Genomic DNA, 17550 nt, shown 5'->3' on the forward strand with positions numbered 1-17550 from the left:
GGGGCTCGCCGGCACCGTGCCGGTCTCTGGCCAGGACGGCGACCACGCCGCGCTCAACCGCATCGCGCTCGGCACCCAGACCGTGTCGGTGTGGAAGGATGCGCGTGAACTCGGCAAGAACGCCGCCGAGATCGCCTCGCAGCTCGCCGACGGCAAGAAGATGACCGACATCGCCGGCGCGAAGGACTTCACGACGCCTGGCGGCAACGCCGTCAAGTCGCTGTTCCTGACCCCGGTCGCCATCACCAAGGACAATCTCAACCTCGTCATCGACGCCGGCTGGATCAAGAAGGACGAAGTCTGCGCGGGTGTCGCCGCCGGCAGCGTCGCGGCCTGCAACTGAGTTTGACCGCTTGAAGAATGAAGGCGCCGCGGCCCCCAAGCCGCGGCGTTTTCTCAAAAAGATTTGTGTTTCCGCATCACGCGGATAGCTTCTAGGCTGGGTTCGGCATCCGCGTCAGACGGCCAGCCGGTTGGAGGAAATCATGACCGACACGACGTCCAACCTGCAGGCCGATACCGCGCGCGCTTCGGAACTCGGCGCGGTCGCCCGGTTCCTGAAAGCGACCGAGATCGACACCCGTATGCTCGGCATGATCGGCGCCCTGCTGCTGATCTGGGTCGCGCTGCATGTGATTTCGAGCTTGCGTCTTGGCGTCAATCCGCTCGATTTCGACAGCCGCACGTTTCTGACGCCGCGCAATCTGTGGAATCTGTCGGTGCAGACGTCCGCGGTCGCAATCATGGCCTGCGGCATGGTGCTGGTCATCGTCATGCGCAACATCGACCTCTCCGTTGGTTCCGCCGAGGGCCTGATCGGCATGGTCATGGGCTTTGCCCAGGTGCACTTCCTGGTCCGGTTCGTGGGGCTTGAACTCGGCAATCCATGGATCTGGGTGCTGGCACTGGTCATCGGCCTGGCGCTCGGCCTTTTGATCGGCGCCTTCCAGGGCTTCGTCATCGCCTATCTCGAAGTGCCGGCCTTCATCGTCACGCTGGGCGGCCTGCTGGTCTGGCGCGGTGCCGCCTGGTGGGTCACCAGCGGCCAGACGGTGGCACCGCTCGACGCCACCTTCCAGCTGATGGGCGGCGGACCGGCCGGATCGATCGGTGCGACCTGGAGTTGGGTCGTAGGCATCGTCGCCTGCCTGGCCGTCGTGTTTGCGCTGTTCAACGGGCGGGTGCAGCGCAAGCGGTTCCGCTTCCCGCTGCGGCCGATCTGGGCCGAGACGCTGCTCGGCGTCGTCACCTGTGCCGTCATCATGGGCGCGGTGTGGCTGGCCAACTCCTATCCGTGGCCGATCGGCATCGTGAACCGGTACGCGGCAGCCAACAACATCACCGTGCCGGAGGGCGGGCTATTCATCGCCCACGGCATCGCCATACCGGTACTGATGGCCGTCGCCGTCGGTCTGGTCATGACCTTCATCACAAAACGCACCCGTTTCGGCCGTTATGTCTTTGCCATCGGCGGCAATCCGGAAGCGGCCAACCTCGCCGGCATCAACACGCGCTGGATCACCATGAAGGTGTTCATGATCATGGGCGTGCTGGCCACGATCGCCGCCGCCATTTCGTCGGCCCGGCAGAACTCGGCCACCAATGTGCTTGGAACCTTGGATGAACTGCTCGTCATTGCCGCGGCCGTCATCGGCGGCACGTCGCTTGCCGGCGGCTCGGGAACGATCATCGGCGCCATGCTCGGCGCGTTGCTGATGCAGTCGCTGCAGTCGGGCATGGTGCTGCTCGGCGTCGATTCGCCGCTGCAGAGCATCGTCGTCGGCGCCGTGCTGGTCATCGCGGTGTGGCTCGACACCGTTTACCGCAAGCGCGTTTAGGGAGGCATCACCGTGATTGACAAGACTGCTCCTGCAGCCACCGCGCTGGTCGACATGCGTAATATCTCGATCGCCTTCGGCGGCATCCGTGCCGTCGACGATGCCTCGATCGATCTTTTCCCCGGCGAGGTCGTGGCGCTGCTCGGCCACAACGGCGCCGGCAAGTCGACGCTGATCAAGATCCTGGCCGGCGCCTACAAGCGCGACTCCGGCCAGATCTTCGTCAATGGCGAGGAGGCAGCGATCTCCAACCCGCGCGACGCCAAGAAATACGGCATCGAGACGATCTACCAGACGCTGGCGCTGGCAGACAATGTCGATGCCGCCGCCAATCTGTTCCTCGGCCGCGAGCTGATGACCGCCTGGGGCACGCTCGACGACGTCGCCATGGAGGCCGAGGCGCGCAAGGTGATGGGGCGGCTCAATCCTCGCTTCCAGCGTTTCAAGGAACCGGTGATCAAACTGTCGGGCGGACAGCGCCAGTCAGTGGCGATCGCACGCGCCATCCTGTTCAACGCCCGCATCCTGATCATGGACGAGCCGACGGCGGCACTCGGCCCCCAGGAAACGGCACAGGTCGGCGAACTGGTCAGGCAGCTCAAGTCCGACGGCATCGGCATCTTCCTGATCAGCCACGACATCCACGACGTGTTCGAGCTTGCCGACCGGGTCTGCGTGATGAAGAACGGTCAGGTCGTCGGCACGGCACGCACCATGGATGTCACCCAGGACGAGGTGCTGGGCATGATCATCCTGGGTAAATGTCCTCCAGGTGCCATACCGGGGGCCGGGTGCGCTGAAGATCGCCGCCTGAGGCCGGCCAGGCTGCTCAGGCACGCCCCGTTGCCGTTCACATGATATGCCAGTGATCACGATGGCTTGGCCTGACCATTGTGTTGGCCCGGCGACTTGCCCATAAAGGTCCTGTTTGATCGTGGACCGCATCATCCGTTGAAGAAGCTTTTTCCAATCGTCGCGTTCATTGCCGTTGCATTGATCAGCATGACCATGGCGGGATTCGCTTATTTCGCGACGCAGGAAGCCGCCCGCATCAAGTTCGAAGGGGCGGCCGATGACGCCCTCAATCGGATCGAGAGCCGCATCGACCTGCATCTGTCGCTGCTGCGCTCGACACAGGCCCTGTTCGACGCGCGCAACGGCGATATTTCCCAGAACGAGTTCAAGGCCTTCTTCAAGGCGCTGGATGTCGACAGCAATTTCGGCGGCCTGCGCGGCATCGGCTTCCTGCGGCTGGTCAAGACGGGCGACGAGGCAACGGTCGAACGCGACATCCTCCACGATTTCGGCGCCAGCCATCCGGTCTATCCGGATACGACGCAGCCCTGGCGCACGCCGGTTGCGCTTTTCGAGCCGCTGGATCCGTCCAACCAGGCCAGCATCGGCTACGACATGTTCAGCGAGCCGGTGCGGCGCGCGGCGATCGAAAAGGCGATGGCCGACGACCAACAGCATGCAAGCGGGCTGGTGCAGCTCGGCCAGGGCACGGGTGCCGCGCAGACCTTCACCGGCTTCCTGGTCTTCGTGCGGCTCAACGTCGAAACGGCGCCGGAGGTCATCAACGCATCGCGCTCCTCGACCGCCGGCTTTCTCTATGCCGCCTTCCGCGCCCGGGATCTGTTCCAGATCGCGCTGAGCCGCGCGCCGCTGCTGCCAGTCAACACAGAGATCTATGACGGAACGGCAAACAGCGACAATCTGTTGTTCCGCTCGGAGACGCCACCGGCTTCATCCTTGGGAGACCGGCTGCTGGTCACCCGCAAGATGACCGTGGCGGGGCGCCCGTGGACCGTGTTGTTCAGGCCGACCAGTGCCTTCTCGCAACCCTCGTCGCGCGCCATCCCTGTGATGCTGGGACTGTTCGGCCTGCTCCTGGCCGGCGCCATCGCGCTGGTGGCGCGCTATCAGGAGCGAGCCTATGACGCGGTGTCGGCCTTGCATGAAACAACGGAAAAGAGCCTGCTCGAAAAGGACCTGATGCTGCAGGAGATGAAGCATCGCATCAAGAACTCGATCACCAGGGTGCTGGCGATCGCCCGGCAGACGGCGTCGCGGGCAACCGACGTCAATGAGTTCTCCAATTCCTTCTCGGCCAGGCTGCAGGCGATGGCCGCCTCGCAGGACATGTTGACGCGCTCACGCTGGCAGAAAGCCGACCTTGCCGACCTGCTGCGCATCGAGCTCGGCCAGGTGTTCGGCAAGGAGTTGCCGGAGGGGCTCCTGTCAGGCCCGGAGGTGCTGCTCGATGAAACCACGACGCAGGCGCTTGGCCTGACCTTTCATGAACTCGCCACCAATGCGCTGAAATACGGTGAAGCCGGCAATTCCGCGAATTCGTCCAAGGGGGATTGGGCGCTGAAAGTGGACTGGTCGCTGGAAGGGCGTGGACGCGAGCGGATCCTGGCGCTGAACTGGCGGGAAGCTGGAAAAAACAAGATCGAGGCGCCGGCCGTGACCGGATTCGGTACGAAACTGATCGACCTCAACGTCACCCGCGAATTGCGCGGCACGATCAAGCGGGATTTCCAGGCTGACGGCCTGAAGGTGGAAATCAGAATTCCGTTGGTCGGCTGAAATCCTGCCGGTCGGCAACGGCCAAGAAAATCCGGAGGCCGGATATGGCCCCCGGTTTTGTATTCCATTAGAGCGGTTCAGCGTTTGATAGAAATCGCCGAGCCGCTCCTGATTGCTCTAATCGCTGAATTAGTTGCAGCGGGCCGTATAGATACGGCCGCGATGATCGCGATACTGGCAGTAGCCGTTGCGCAGGTTGCGAACCAGCAGGCCGGACCCGGCACCGACGGCCGCGCCGATCAGCGCGCCCTTGCCGCCGCCGACCAACCCGCCTACGCCCGCACCGATCAAGCCGCCGCCGACGACGTCCTGCTCGGTCGTGGTGCAGCCGCTGACGGCGACCACCGCAACCATGGCAATAAGTATTTTCCGCATAGAGTCACTCCTCACTTGTGTCCACACTTTAGTAAGCTCCAACCGCCGTTTAGCACGAAACGACGGCCTTTGCTGCTGCAATTTATTGTTGATTAACATCGTCTTTTTCTGGGCGGATCGTGTTCGACGCCATCACGAGGCCGATATGGTCAACGAAGCGTCAAGGCTACCGTCTGGCCGCATCTTCCAGACAATTTGATCGTACTCGTCCTCCAACGCGGGATCGACCGCGAGGCATTTGGTGACGACATACTGCGCATGCCCCTGTACGTCGCCCATCGCGACGGGGCGCTCAGCGTTGCATTCGTCAGCAATCGTAAAAACACTGACGGGGACCTGCAGTTCCCGGCATTCGGCCAACGCGGTTATGTGTTGCATGACAGATGTTCCTCTGGCCGCAATAACGACCGACATCATCAAAAAGTTCCTGTCATTCCAACGAGACTCTCACGGTCGAAGGTGCCCCCGCGTTAAGATCGGCGATTTCAACAGCGCGCACGGTGAGGAGAGCAGGACCTAAGTCAGGTCAACTGCCAAAGAACGGCCAGCGACATTATCGCGGCCAGCGCAAGAACGAGCCCCTTCATCAAACCCTTGCCTGCTTCAGGGAGTGTTCTTGCGAAGGATTCGGATTCCTGAAATTCGCCCATCGAAATCCGGGCGGCTTGTTCCAGTCTGTTCATGTCGGCAACCGTCAAGACGTTCCTCCCATACCACGCTGCAAGCCTGCCAACAATGTCCGAAAAAGGGGTGGGTTCCGGCGATGTCTGGGAAAAACAGTATTCGCTCTTATGGTGAACAGCCGGTTAAGAATCGCTGCTTGCCGGGCTCTCACTGCGTCTCGAAATTGCTGTGCGGAACGACCAGGCGGTATTCGAGGTGGCCGTCGCCGATATCGAGGTTCGCGGTTCCGTTCAGGGACGCTGGTACCACACGCTCCAACGCGACGCTGCCGAATCGCTTTTGACCGCCCCCATCGTCGTCGGTCCCTATCGTTTCGGCCCATGTCAAAGACAAGGCCACGTCCCCCGTGACGGCGGCGTTGAGGTCGGCGGTGACCTCGACGAAACCGTCCGGCCGGGACAGGGCGCCGTAGCTGACGGAGTTGACGGCGAGTTCATGCATCGCCAAGCCAATATGCAGCGCGGCGTTGGGATTGAGGTAGGGATTGGCGCCACGGAAGCGAAGGCTGTGCGATGGGTTCGCTCCGTAGCGGCCGACCTGGCTCGCCACCAGTTCATGAAGGGCTGCCCCTCGCCAGTTGGAGGATGTCACCAGATCCTGGGAGGAGGCCAGCGACTGCAGCCGGCCGCGGAAGCGCGTCAGGAAGTCGCCGACGCCGTCGGAATAACGACCGGTCTGGGTCGCGATGCTCTGGATGATAGCCAGCAGGTTCTTCGAGCGGTGGCTGACTTCACGCAGCAACGTCGTCAGTGTCTGTTCGCGCCGCTTCTGCTCGGTCGTCTCAACCATGGTGGTGACGACGCCTTGTACATTGCCATCATCGCCTCGGTCGGCATCGACCCAGATCTGAAACCAGCGAACGCCGTTCTCGACCGGGACACTGATTTCAAGGCGCTGAGCATCGCCGGTCGCGACCACCTCGCGCTTGGCGGCGGCGATGCGGTCGGTCTGCGCCATCGGCAGGATGCCATTCCCCTCGACCTCATCGGAGGCCCAGGGCGCGCGCATGTTGCGGGCCCACACGGTCTTCATCTCGCGATCCTGATAAAGGACGGAAATGCCGGCATTGTGCAGGGCGTGAAGAAGGGCACGGCCAAGCTGCATGCCGCTTTCAGCGGGGTGCATGGCGATGACTTCATCGCTCCGCGCGCCTTCCGTCTTATCTGAAGTCCTGGAGCGCATAGGTCAATCTGTTCACCCAACTCAGGCTGAACGGCTCACTGTCGAATGAGTTCCCCTAAAAGCGGTCCGCCGGACGGTATCCATTGAAGGACGCCGCCCGGCGGTGGCTGGAAACCGTTTGAGGGGTGCGGCTTCCAGTGTTCGCCTGATGACTCGCCAGGCTCACGCGCGCCTGAACAGGCCGGCCAGAAGCGAAATGATCAGGAAAGCCAGGAAGATGAAGAACAATATCTGCGCTATACCGGCGGAGGTGCCGGCAATGCCGCCGAAACCAAGCGCGCCGGCGATAATCGCCACGACGAGAAATACGAGCGCCCAGTAAAGCATGGCTCATCTCCTTCCAATGATGCGACAAAAACGTGGGTGGATGCGGTTTGTTCCACCCTTCGCCGAAAAAGACGGTGCTTGCAAATCGTTCCCGGGCGGCGCGGGCCGGAAAGTCGCCGGTGGCCGATCCGGCTTGTCAAAAAGGCCGCCGGAAACAATCGCATCCCCCGCCTTGATGTCTCTGTCCTGCGTCCGAGGCAGCGACCTATGCGGCAGCCTTGGCCTGCCGGTCGAAGAACAGCGCCTGGCTGATCAGCGCCTTGACCATGTCGGGATTGAACGGTTTGGTCACGAGGAAGGCGGGTTCGGGGCGCTCTCCGGTCAGGAGACGTTCGGGAAAGGCGGTGATGAAGATCACCGGCACCGATGTCGAAGAGAGGATTTCGTTCACGGCCTCGATGCCTGAACTGCCGTCGGCGAGTTGGATATCGGCCAGTACCATCTTCGGCCGGGTCTTGCCGAACATCGTCACCGCTTCGGCATGGGTGCGCGCCGTTCCCACGACCCGATGACCGAGGCTTTCGACCATCTCCTCTATGTCCATGGCGATCAGCGGCTCATCCTCGATGATCAGCACGTCGGTCGCCACCTGACGGGAAATCTCGTTGCTTGCCTGGGCGAGCAGCTCGGAGAACTGCTGGTCGCCGACATCGAGGATTTCGGCCGCCTCGTCCTCGCTGAAACCCTCGACGGCAACCAGCAGGAAGGCCTGGCGGGGAAGCGGCGCGATCGCATTGAGATTGGCGGCCGCGCGCTGCTCCCAGGCCGATTGTGACTGCTCCTGCGGAACGCGGATGGCAACGGATGTGAAGAGCTTGGCAAAAACCTTGTACAAGGCGATCCGGTCACTCGACGCCTCCGGGAAAATGTCGACATCGGCAATGATGGCCTCAAGCATCGCGGCGACCAGCGCGTCGCCGCTCTCCTGCGATCCCGAGACGGCACGCGAGAAGCGCCGCAGGAACGGCAGATGCGGAGCGATGGTGGCGGACAAGCTCATGATGGACGTCTCCCTCAAATGACGCGGTTGGATGCATTGCAGGTCAAGCTGATTGCAAGCCCAGCGAAAATAACGCCGCTTTTCCGAAAAAGTTCCGCCGATATGGAACGAATCAGTGGCAATGGCGTTTGGAGGTCGGGTTGGGCAAACCAGACGAGGGCGGCGCTTGCCTTGTGTTGCGTATGAGCGGCTTGAGTTCTGGGAATAAAAGGGCGAAATGAAGGATATGACGAAAGATATTCTGGCTGGCGCCGCGGGCAGGCGCCGGAACGGCGTCGGCGACCCTCTTGGGCCGAACTCCGAAATCGGGCGCAAACTCAAACAATATTATGACGAGCTGGTCTCCGACAATGTGCCGGATCGCTTCGCCCGGTTGCTCAGCCAACTGGAACAGGCTGAACCCGCACAGAAGAAGGACTGAGGCATGGCAGCGGTCTCCCAAGGCTTCAAGACCGATTTGCTTGGAGCAATCCCAAGCTTGCGGGCTTTTGCCGTGTCGCTGACGCAGAATGCCGACAAGGCCGACGATCTCGTTCAGGAAACGCTGGTCAAGGCCTGGGACAAGCATGAGAGCTTTCAGCCCGGCACCAACCTCAAGGCGTGGCTTTTCACGATCCTGCGCAATGAATTCTATTCGCAAATGCGCAAGCGCGGCCGCGAGGTGCAGGACAGCGACGGCATCATGACGGCCCGGCTTGCAGTGCACCCTGCCCAGCACGGCCAACTCGACCTCAAGGATTTTCGCGGCGCTCTCGAGCAATTGCCGGAGGACCAGCGCGAAGCCATCATCCTGATCGGCGCTTCGGGCTTCTCCTATGAGGAGGCCGCTGAAATTTGCGGTTGCGCGGTCGGAACGATCAAGAGCCGCGTCAGCAGGGCCCGCACGCGCCTGCAGGAAATCCTGAAAATCTCCGGCGAGGACGAGTATGGTCCCGATGCGATCTCGGCTCAGGTCACGGGGACGGCGGCGCATTGAATGCGGGCCGAATAATGGCGATGCGGACGTGTCGCGTCAGTCTCTGCCAGGGGAGCCGTGACCGTAGGCCAGCGCCACGGCTTCGACGAGGTCTTCGCCTGAATAGGGCTTGGTGACCAGCCTCACTCCGGGGAATGACGCTTTGATCTCGTCCGCATCCGAATAGCCGGACGCGAATACGAACGGGACGCCGGCTTCACGCAGGCCCGCGGCGAATTCGAGCGTCGAGGCACCGCCCAGCACTAGATCGACAATGGCCGTGTCGAAATCCGTCGCGACCTTCCGGCCATCGACCTCGGCCAGGTCGCGGGCAACCACCACCTCGCTTGCACCGTGGTCGCGGCAGAGTTGCTCGACATCCATGGCTATGAGGTATTCATCCTCCAGGACAAGAATGCGCAATCCGTCAAGTAATTGAGGCACAGGCAATTGCTCCTTGAAACGTCGGGAGTCATGATCGCAATTCGGTGTGTTGTCATTTAAAAAAGATATGCGCCTCCGATGAAAGGCCAATCTCAGGCAGGCGCGTAGAACGGACCTGCTGGCGGTAGGCATTTGCAAGGGGCGAAATGCCAAGCAAGACCGAGCGTGTTTTTTCAAGCCGGCAATATCCTTGCGAGGAATGGCCGTTACGGCCGCTGATCTGACGCAGCGCTTCTTGCCAGAGTTGGGGGATCGGGTGCGCATGACCTGGTTTTCGCCTAGTTTGCCCCGGCATCGGAACCTTGAGACGCGCATCGCGTTTGAAATCGAGCAATCACAAGGAGTTAAGCAATGGCAACCGCCGCAGGGAAAACCGCCAACGAAGCGCGGACGAATTCAGATCTTGAAGCCGACATCAGGCAGTTGAAGGCCGATATCGACAAGCTCACCAAACAGTTGGCCCAGATCGGTGAACACGGCTACGGCACGGCCCGCCGGGCGGCGGCCGAAGGCGTCGAGCAGTTGCGCGCCCAAGGGGAGGCCGCCTTCGACAGCCTGCGCGGCAACGCCAGGGATATCGAGGCGCAAATGGTGGCAAGCGTACGCGAAAAGCCGGTAACATCGCTGGCAATCGCCGCTGGCATCGGCTTCCTGTTCGCGCTGCTCGCGCGTCGCTAGTTTCGCCGAGATGGGACTGCTGGCTTCCCTGCTCTCGGGTTTCGCTTCGGGTGAAACAATGGCTGTGGTGCGCCGCGCGCGCACGGCGGCCATCGTCTATGCGCTTGCAGCGCTGGCGGCATTCTGCGGCCTCGGCTTCCTGGTCGGGGCGGCTTACATCTGGACATCGGCGCGCTATGGATCGCTGGCTGCCGCGGTTGGCTTCGGTGTCGGCTTGCTGGTGATCGCGGGCCTTATTGTTCTGATCCATCGGCTGGTGTCGGGCGCCCAGGTCCCCCGCGAAGCAAGGCGGCGCAAGGCCGACATGAAGGCGATCGGCATTACGGCCGCGCTCGCGGTGCTACCGACATTGCTCAAGGGAAAAAGTGGGCTCAAGGGAAAAGGTGGGCTCGGGATTATTCTTGGTCCGGCCGTGGCACTCGCGGCCTATGCCATCTACCGCGAGAACGTGAAGTCCGACGCCGACCGTCCGGATGCCGGCGAGGGATAGCAGCGCCGGCCGGCCCGCCTCGTGTCACTTCGACAGATATTCCAGCGCCATCGATATCTCGGCGAAGACGCCGTCGCGCTGAACACAGTTTCCACCCTGCTATCCAACCAGGTCTCCAACGGCTTGCCTTGATGTCCTTGCCCCCGCCGGCCCGAGACAGCCTTGCAGCCGGAACCATCCTTGCGAGGGACCGTTACCCGAGCGTGATTTGCCGATCGGGCCAGCCAACGCGAAGCCAGATGAGGAACCGCTATGACCAAGAACATTCCCGAAAACAAAGCGCGTCAGGGGCGATGGGGTTGGCATGGGTTCCAAATCCTGATCGCCGGACTGCTCCTTGCGCTCATCGCCTGGGGTGTCGTCGAGATTTACGGCGAGCTGATCAAAGCACCGAACACAGGCGAACAACACGTCCCCGCTCCGCCGAATTCCGGCCCGGCGCCCTCCGGCTAAATCGCGGCTCCCGTGGCTTCACACCGCATCAGGCGGCCTTCGCCTGGGCCACGCTGGCCGGCACCAGGACATTGAGCGCTCCGGGTTTGATTTCGATTGTCGTCTCACAATCGAGCCTGACCAGTTCGCCATCCATCACGGCGCGAAATTTTCTGCCGCCGGAATGGATTTTCAGCACTGCACGGTCGGCCTGATGGATTTCGACGTGCTCGTTGTCGCGCCATTTGCCGCGCGCCATATTGAAGAAGAACTTGACCAGTTCAGCGCGCTGTTGCGCCACCGTGACGTAGATGCCAAGCACGCCGCCCGCAGGGTTGTCGGCATAAGGCAAATGGCCTTCGCCGAACAGATTGTTGGTTACGCCGATGCCCGATATGCGCGCCGTCACCTCGGCGTCGCCAATGCCAAGCGTAACGTTCATTGCCGGAGGGTTCTTGATCGTCGCCCAGGCGGCCTTGGCTGAAGCACCGATCTTACCCAGGCGCGACCGGAATTCCATCTTCTGGCGCAGTTGCACCATCTTGGCATGCATGCCGATCGAGAACTGATGAACGAATGGCTGGCCATTGGCCGTGGCCATGTCGACGGCAATGATTTCGCCGTCGGCGAAGGATTCCAGCGCGGTATCGAGCGACTGCGGAATGCCGAGGCCGCGCGCGAACAGGTTCATCGTGCCGGCCGGCAATATGGCGAGCGCCTTTTTCTTGCCCATCAGCCTGGCAGCCGCAGCTGAGATGGTTCCGTCGCCGCCGCCGGCGAGCACGACGTCGACGGTGCGGCGCGAGACGGCGCTGTCGAGGGTTTCCACGATATCCCGGCCGGCAACGATGTCGATGCTAAGAGAATGGCCCGCCGATTCCAGCGTCTGACGCATCCGGTCGGAAAAGGCCATGAGATTGGTGGTGCGCAAGGTGCCGCCGTCCCGGTTCAGCACCGCTGCAAAATTCATGCCCGGCTCCGCTGTTCAATCAAAACTGGCCCAGGCGTGCCTAGCCGGAGGTTGAACGCAGTGGACCAGGAAAGGTTCCGGTTGTGCTGGAATCCAGGCCAGTATCCAAGGTCGGAATCCAGGGGTTGCGTCGGCTGGCGGTTACGCATCTACTTGGTGGTTTTGGTCTCGGAGCCGCGGTTTTTGTCGGAACAACAGCATGGTCACGACGTTGTGAAACTGTAGAGATGCCGCGCCCGATCTACGCGGCGTGCACGAAATCAGGCACGAGGAGAGATTATCATGATCCGCACCCTTTTAGCGACCACCGCCCTTGCAACAATGGTTGCAACCGGTGCCTTCGCGCAAAACGCAACCCCAGCCCCCGCGAACCCACCGGCCGCCCAGGAGCCGGCAGCGCCAGTGATACGGGCGGAAGGCAGCATCGTCACCAATATCATCGGCGAGACCGTCTACAACGGCACTGGTGACAATGCCGAGAATATCGGCAAGGTCACTGACGTCGTCTTTGACAAGGACGGCATGGCGAAATCCGTTGTCATCGGCGTGGGCGGCTTTCTCGGCGTCGGAACCAAGAATGTCGCCTTCGACTATGACAAGCTGCAATGGGCCGAGAAGAACGGCGACCGCTGGCTCGTGGCCCAGACAACCAAGGACGAACTGAAGGCGCATCCGGAGTTCGACAGCAAAGCTTATGCGCCGGCCCCGGCCGCATCGACGACTGCCCAGGCGCCGGCCACGTCGACCGACACCGCACAGAAGCCCGCAGAGGCGAACGCGGAACCGGTGAAACAGGCTGATGGCAATCTGGCCACAAACATCATCGGCGAAAATGTCTACAACGGCACAGGCGATGACGCGCAGAAGATCGGCGACGTCAACGACATCGTGCTGACCAAGGAAGGCAAGGCGCAGTCGCTGATTATTGGCGTCGGCGGCTTCCTCGGGATAGGCGAAAAGAACGTCGCCTATGATTTCGCCAAGGCGAAGTGGGCGCAGAAGAACGGCGACCGCTGGCTGGTGGCGCAGACCACCAAGGAAGAGCTGCAGGCCCAGCCGGACTTCAATCGCAAGGCCTATGATCCGGCGCCGGCCACGACGGCATCGAACGCGCCGGCGGCAACCGCGCCGGCAACAGCGCCTTCCGTCACGACAGCCCCCGCTGCCGCTCCGGCGAACAAGACAGCGGCGGCGCCGGCTGACGCCACGGCTCCTGACCAGACGAAGACCGCAGCCATCGACAAGTCGAAACTGACGGAGATGCCGATCGGCGAGATCAGGGCTGACGATCTGAAGGGCACGACGATCTATGGCGCCAACGACGCCAAGGTCGGCGAGATCGGCGATGTCGTGCTGACGCCCGACAAGAAAACCGATGCCGTGATCGTCGATGTCGGCGGCTTCCTCGGGATCGGCTCGAAGGAGGTCGCGGTCGGCATGGATAATTTGAAGTTCATGACCGACAAGAACGGCAAGAAGTACCTTTATACGACCTTCACCAAGGAGCAGCTTGAGAAGCAAGCGGCTTACAATAAGGGCTCCTACGCCCAGAAGCGCGACGAGCAGCGCCTCGTCGTCCGCTAGGCAAGGATGCGGGCGGTAGGGGAAATCCCTTACCGCCCTGTTTGCGACCTGGCATATCCAGCCACCCCGTTTTCCGTCAGTTCCCAGAGTGCAAGCGACTGGTCGAGATGTTCGGCTCGCCAGGCAAGCAGCCTTTCGGCGAATTCCAGTCGGGTGGAACGGTGTGCCGGACTGTTGGCGAGGTTCTTCAGTTCGCCAGGGTCGTCCTCCATGTCGAAAAGCAGGGGCGGCAAGCCGCCGCCAAAATACACGTATTTGAATTTCTGTGTGCGGATGACAGCGAGGTTGCACTGGCGCGAGGTAATACCGAAGTGCTGTTCGGCTTCACCGTCCGCGACCGAGCGGAAGTCGAACTCCCAGTGCGCGGCGTCGCGCCAAACGGCTGGAGTTCCACCACTCAGGAAGGGTTTCAGCGAGCACCCGTCAAGATGCGGCTCGGGAGCCACGCCGAGCAGGTCAATGAGCGTAGGCAAAATGTCCACCGCTTCGGTGAAGCGATCGACCTTGCTGGCGGCGGCCTTACGGTGGCGTGGATCGCGGATGATCAGCGGGATATGGTAGCTGCCGTCGAAATAGCCGCCCTTGCCCAGCATGAAATGGTCGCCCATCATTTCGGCGTGGTCGGAGGTGAGCACGATGATGGTGTTGTCCCACGCGCCTTCGGTCTTCAGTGCTTGCCATAGGCGGCCGAGCTGCGCGTCGACCTCGGAAATCATGCCGTAATAGATTGCCCGGATACGGCGGAAATCGTCCTCGCTCCAGTCGTGTACCTTGCCCGTGGCGCCGGGGCGGAACTTCGCGCGTTCTTGCCGGCCAAGATCATAGGCGATGTAGGGGTGGCCCTGAGATTCGGCACGCCAACTTTCCGCGCGGTGAAAAGCGGGGCCGTCCGCCGGATCGTATTGGATGTTGTACGGTTCCGGCACGATGAAGGGCGGATGCGGGCTGATAAAGGAAAGATGCGCAAACCACGGCGTGGCTTCCTCTTGCTCGCTCAGCCAGCGGATGAATTCGCCGGCGAGGAAGGCCGTTGGCGTCTGATCCTTCGAGTAGATGGGTGGCGCCTCAGTCACCGCGCCGTCCGCCTCGCCAACGGGACGATGGATATCAGGACTTCCAGCGCTGGCATCGATGCCCTGCTGCTTCAGCCAGGACAACCACTGCTTCTGATGTTCGGGCAGCAATTGGCGCACAGTGAAGCCGGGCAGCACGCCTTCGTAGCTGTGCAACCGCGGATCGGCCGGTGCAAGCTGGCGCGGATCGAGCGACACATCGGTATAGCCGAACAAGGTCGGATCGTAACCGACGCTGCGCGCGGCAAGCGCAATATTGCCGTGGCGGGCATCGAGCGGTGTGCCGTTGCGACAGACACGGTTGTTCATCTGGTAGAGGCCCGTGTAAAGGCAGGCACGCGCGGGCGAGCACGGAGCCGCACCGCCGTAATGGCGCTTGAACAGCACACCTTCGGCGGCCAGCGCATCGGCATTCGGTGTCTTCACCTGGGCATGGCCGGCAGCCGACAGGCAGTCGCCGCGCCACTGGTCGCAAGTGATGAGGAGGACATTCGGCCGCCTGCCTTTTCCAGTCACTTGCGCTACCCCTTCCCAGCACGTTCGAATGCAACATGGAGCCGATTTCCATCAACCGCGCAAGACCAGGCTGTTGGCTGGATGGTGAACGAGATCCTTCTCATTGTTCACTTTTTAAGCACAGTCCATTCTGTGTTTGCCGCCTTTGCCACAATCGATCGCGTCCTCATATTGGCGTGGACAGCGGCGAGGCCGCACAAGCACCAAGGGAAGGAGCAAAGACCATGCTCGACCAGATCAAGGGCCTGCATCACGTCACCTCGATGGCCAGGGATGCACGGCAGAACAATGATTTCTTCACCCACAAGCTCGGCCTGCGCCGGGTCAAGAAGACGGTCAATTTCGATGCGCCGGACGTCTACCATCTCTACTATGCCGACGAGGTCGGAACGCCGGGTTCGGTAATGACCTATTTCCCGTTTCCCAATATTGGCAAAGGCCGCCATGGCGTCGGCGAAGTCGGCACCACGGCCTACTCCGTGCCGGAAGGCACGCTCGCCTATTGGGAAGAACGCTTCACCGACGAAGGCGTAACCAATGTCGCCCGCGAGGACAGCTTTGGCGAGAAGCGGCTCGGATTTGCCGGCCCGGACGGCGATGGCTTTGCCCTCGTCGAGGACAAGGCCGACAGCAGAGCGCCCTGGGTGAAAGGCGGCATTGCCGCGGACGAGGCGATCCGCGGCTTTCACTCGGTTTCGCTCAGGCTGAAGGATGGCGGCGCCACCGAGGAGCTGTTGAAATTCATGGGCTACGAGGAGGTCAACAAGTCAGGCAATGTCAGGCGGCTCGCCATCAGGAACGGCAACGGCGCCGATGTCGTCGACATCGAATCGCTGCCGACTGCCCCTTTCGCCGATCTCGGCGTGGGCTCCGTCCATCATGTCGCCTTCTCCGTCGAGAACCGCGCCAAGCAGCTCGAAGTGCGCAAAGCGCTGATGGATACGGGTTATGGCGTGACGCCGGTGATCGACCGCGACTATTTCTGGGCGATCTATTTCCGCACGCCTGGCGGCGTGCTGTTCGAAGTCGCCACCAACGAGCCGGGCTTCGACCGTGATGAGGACACCGCCCATCTCGGCGAGGCGCTGAAGCTGCCTACGCAGCATCAGCACCTGCGGCCCTATCTCGAACAGCATCTGCAGAAGCTGGAGGGTTGAGCGATGAGCAACGACGCTTTCATCCACAAGGTGCTGCCCGGTTCGCCGGGCGGTCCGCTGCTCTTCGTCTTCCATGGCACGGGCGGCGACGAGAGCCAGCTTGTTTCGCTGGGGCGTGATCTCGCGCCCCAGGCCACCATCATCTCGCCGCGCGGCGATGTTTCCGAACAAGGCGCGGCGCGTTTCTTCCGCCGCACCGGCGAGGGCGTCTACGACCTGGACGACCTGGCGCGGGCGACGCGCAAGATGGCTGAATTCGTCAAGGCCCAAGTCGAGGCTGCGACGCCGTCGGCCGTGCTGGGCCTCGGCTATTCCAACGGCGCCAACATTCTGGCCTCGCTGGTGTTCGAAGCCCCTGATCTGTTCGACGCTTCGGTGCTGATGCATCCGCTGATCCCGTTCGAACCGGAGGTGAAAGGCAGCCTTGCCGGCCGTCACATCCTGGTGACCGCCGGCAGGCGCGATCCGATCTGCCCGCCGAACCTGACGGCGCGGCTGGAAGCCTATTTGCGTGCCGATGGCGCCGATGTCACAGTGGAGTGGCACGACGGCGGGCACGAGGTGCGGCCAAACGAAATCGAGGCGGCGCGGCGGCTTTTTGCCGGTGTCGCTCAAGGAGTGTAGAGATGCCCGATCAACTGCCAGAGATCGAACTTGAAGATCGCGGATCCAAGGGTCGCTACTTCGTGCGCGGCCCCGGCGGCGCCGAGGCCGAGATGACCTTCACCAAGATCGGCGAGCACCAGCTCATCATCGACCACACCGCAGTGCCGGACGCCTTTCGCGGCCAGGGCGCCGGGCTTCGGCTCGTCACCCGCGCCGTCGAGGACGCGCGGGCAGCGGGCAAGAAGATCATCCCGCTCTGCCCGTTCGCCAACGCCCAGTTCCGCCGTCATCCGGAATGGGCCGACGTGCTGAAGCAGTAGGTCGGACAGGCTTTGTCGTTTGCGCGGGTAGCACATCGTGCCTAAGTGGGTATGATATATCGCTCCCGCGCCGATGAACGAACCGAATGACCCCCTATGACAGACTCCGACCTCGTCCCCGTCTTCGACGGCCATAACGACACGCTGCTGAGGCTCTATCAATCCAAGGACAGCGACGTCGAAAAGCTGTTCATCGACGGGAAATCGGGCGGCCATATCGACCTGCCGCGTGCGAGGGCCGGCGGATTGGCCGGCGGCATGTTCGCCATCTTTCCGCCGCCGGTCGAGAAAGCGCGGCGCAGCGCCGTGCCTTCGGCGCCGAGCGAC

At 62.1% G+C, this 17550-nt stretch carries 21 protein-coding genes and 2 pseudogenes; 14 read left to right on the forward strand and 9 right to left on the reverse strand.

The window, feature by feature from the left end; translation table 11 throughout:
• From O7A61_RS25255 to O7A61_RS25270, 4 genes and pseudogenes are all read left to right on the forward strand, one after another.
• Positions 1-343: pseudogene (locus tag O7A61_RS25255) on the forward strand (D-xylose ABC transporter substrate-binding protein); the annotation flags it as partial.
• A gap of 142 nt (positions 344-485) precedes the next feature.
• Positions 486-1838, forward strand: a complete 1353-nt coding sequence (locus O7A61_RS25260) for a sugar ABC transporter permease (protein WP_337132139.1) — start codon at positions 486-488, stop codon at positions 1836-1838.
• 54 nt (positions 1839-1892) lie between these two features.
• A pseudogene (locus O7A61_RS25265) lies at positions 1893-2652 on the forward strand (ATP-binding cassette domain-containing protein).
• Between the two features lie 137 nt (positions 2653-2789).
• Entirely contained in the window at positions 2790-4430 is a 1641-nt protein-coding gene (locus O7A61_RS25270; RefSeq protein WP_337132140.1) for a CHASE domain-containing protein, read from the forward strand.
• Positions 4431-4559: 129 nt separating this feature from the next.
• Here the strand turns inward: O7A61_RS25270 and O7A61_RS25275 are convergent, their stop codons facing one another.
• The 6 genes from O7A61_RS25275 to O7A61_RS25300 form a co-directional block, all read right to left on the reverse strand.
• A complete protein-coding gene (locus tag O7A61_RS25275) occupies positions 4560-4805 on the reverse strand; it encodes a YMGG-like glycine zipper-containing protein (RefSeq protein ID WP_027141909.1) in 246 nt (81 codons plus the stop codon).
• Positions 4806-4937: 132 nt separating this feature from the next.
• On the reverse strand, positions 4938-5222 hold the full coding sequence (locus tag O7A61_RS25280; protein WP_337132141.1) for a hypothetical protein: 285 nt from the start codon (positions 5220-5222) through the stop codon (positions 4938-4940).
• Between the two features lie 104 nt (positions 5223-5326).
• Positions 5327-5503 carry a hypothetical protein gene (locus O7A61_RS25285; RefSeq protein WP_337132142.1) on the reverse strand — a complete coding sequence of 59 codons (177 nt, stop codon included), beginning with the start codon at positions 5501-5503 and terminating at the stop codon, positions 5327-5329.
• Between the two features lie 133 nt (positions 5504-5636).
• Positions 5637-6671 carry a sensor histidine kinase gene (locus tag O7A61_RS25290; protein ID WP_337132143.1) on the reverse strand — a complete coding sequence of 345 codons (1035 nt, stop codon included), beginning with the start codon at positions 6669-6671 and terminating at the stop codon, positions 5637-5639.
• A 162-nt stretch (positions 6672-6833) separates the two neighbouring features.
• Positions 6834-6998, reverse strand: coding sequence for a DUF1328 domain-containing protein (locus tag O7A61_RS25295; protein ID WP_006203859.1), 165 nt, complete (start codon positions 6996-6998; stop codon positions 6834-6836).
• Positions 6999-7203: 205 nt separating this feature from the next.
• A complete protein-coding gene (locus tag O7A61_RS25300; protein ID WP_337132144.1) occupies positions 7204-7998 on the reverse strand; it encodes a response regulator in 795 nt (264 codons plus the stop codon).
• A gap of 217 nt (positions 7999-8215) precedes the next feature.
• Between O7A61_RS25300 and O7A61_RS25305 the strand changes: the two genes are divergently transcribed.
• A complete protein-coding gene (locus O7A61_RS25305; RefSeq protein ID WP_032934943.1) occupies positions 8216-8419 on the forward strand; it encodes a NepR family anti-sigma factor in 204 nt (67 codons plus the stop codon).
• A 3-nt stretch (positions 8420-8422) separates the two neighbouring features.
• Positions 8423-8974, forward strand: coding sequence for an RNA polymerase sigma factor (locus O7A61_RS25310; RefSeq protein WP_010911883.1), 552 nt, complete (start codon positions 8423-8425; stop codon positions 8972-8974).
• Positions 8975-9010: 36 nt separating this feature from the next.
• Here the strand turns inward: O7A61_RS25310 and O7A61_RS25315 are convergent, their stop codons facing one another.
• On the reverse strand, positions 9011-9466 hold the full coding sequence (locus O7A61_RS25315; protein WP_442921117.1) for a response regulator: 456 nt from the start codon (positions 9464-9466) through the stop codon (positions 9011-9013).
• 282 nt (positions 9467-9748) lie between these two features.
• Here O7A61_RS25315 and O7A61_RS25320 point away from each other — a divergent pair, with 282 nt between their 5' ends.
• The 3 genes from O7A61_RS25320 (at position 9749) to O7A61_RS25330 (ending at position 11018) form a co-directional block, all read left to right on the forward strand.
• Positions 9749-10075 (forward strand): DUF883 family protein, encoded by a 327-nt coding sequence (locus O7A61_RS25320; RefSeq protein WP_027141915.1) that lies wholly within the window; start codon positions 9749-9751, stop codon positions 10073-10075.
• A gap of 10 nt (positions 10076-10085) precedes the next feature.
• Positions 10086-10565, forward strand: coding sequence for a hypothetical protein (locus O7A61_RS25325; protein WP_337132146.1), 480 nt, complete (start codon positions 10086-10088; stop codon positions 10563-10565).
• Between the two features lie 252 nt (positions 10566-10817).
• Complete coding sequence (locus O7A61_RS25330; protein WP_337132147.1) at positions 10818-11018, forward strand: hypothetical protein; 201 nt, start codon at positions 10818-10820, stop codon at positions 11016-11018.
• Between the two features lie 28 nt (positions 11019-11046).
• On the opposite strand, the gene O7A61_RS25335 is transcribed toward O7A61_RS25330, so the two are convergent.
• Positions 11047-11967: a diacylglycerol/lipid kinase family protein gene (locus tag O7A61_RS25335; protein WP_337132148.1), complete on the reverse strand. Its 921-nt coding sequence runs from the start codon at positions 11965-11967 to the stop codon at positions 11047-11049.
• 282 nt (positions 11968-12249) lie between these two features.
• Between O7A61_RS25335 and O7A61_RS25340 the strand changes: the two genes are divergently transcribed.
• Positions 12250-13551 carry a PRC-barrel domain-containing protein gene (locus O7A61_RS25340; protein ID WP_337132149.1) on the forward strand — a complete coding sequence of 434 codons (1302 nt, stop codon included), beginning with the start codon at positions 12250-12252 and terminating at the stop codon, positions 13549-13551.
• 29 nt (positions 13552-13580) lie between these two features.
• On the opposite strand, the gene O7A61_RS25345 is transcribed toward O7A61_RS25340, so the two are convergent.
• A complete protein-coding gene (locus tag O7A61_RS25345) occupies positions 13581-15140 on the reverse strand; it encodes an alkaline phosphatase family protein (RefSeq protein ID WP_337132150.1) in 1560 nt (519 codons plus the stop codon).
• Positions 15141-15364: 224 nt separating this feature from the next.
• Here O7A61_RS25345 and O7A61_RS25350 point away from each other — a divergent pair, with 224 nt between their 5' ends.
• The 4 genes from O7A61_RS25350 to O7A61_RS25365 all read left to right on the forward strand — a co-directional run.
• Entirely contained in the window at positions 15365-16297 is a 933-nt protein-coding gene (locus tag O7A61_RS25350) for a VOC family protein (protein WP_337132151.1), read from the forward strand.
• A 3-nt stretch (positions 16298-16300) separates the two neighbouring features.
• A complete protein-coding gene (locus O7A61_RS25355) occupies positions 16301-16921 on the forward strand; it encodes an alpha/beta hydrolase (RefSeq protein ID WP_337132152.1) in 621 nt (206 codons plus the stop codon).
• 2 nt (positions 16922-16923) lie between these two features.
• On the forward strand, positions 16924-17223 hold the full coding sequence (locus O7A61_RS25360) for a GNAT family N-acetyltransferase (protein WP_337132153.1): 300 nt from the start codon (positions 16924-16926) through the stop codon (positions 17221-17223).
• A 96-nt stretch (positions 17224-17319) separates the two neighbouring features.
• The coding region (locus O7A61_RS25365; protein ID WP_337132154.1) for a membrane dipeptidase at positions 17320-17550 on the forward strand (231 nt) is incomplete at its 3' end.

The sequence above is a fragment of the Mesorhizobium sp. Cs1321R2N1 genome, assembly GCF_037179725.1.
GTDB lineage: Bacteria > Pseudomonadota > Alphaproteobacteria > Rhizobiales > Rhizobiaceae > Mesorhizobium > Mesorhizobium salmacidum.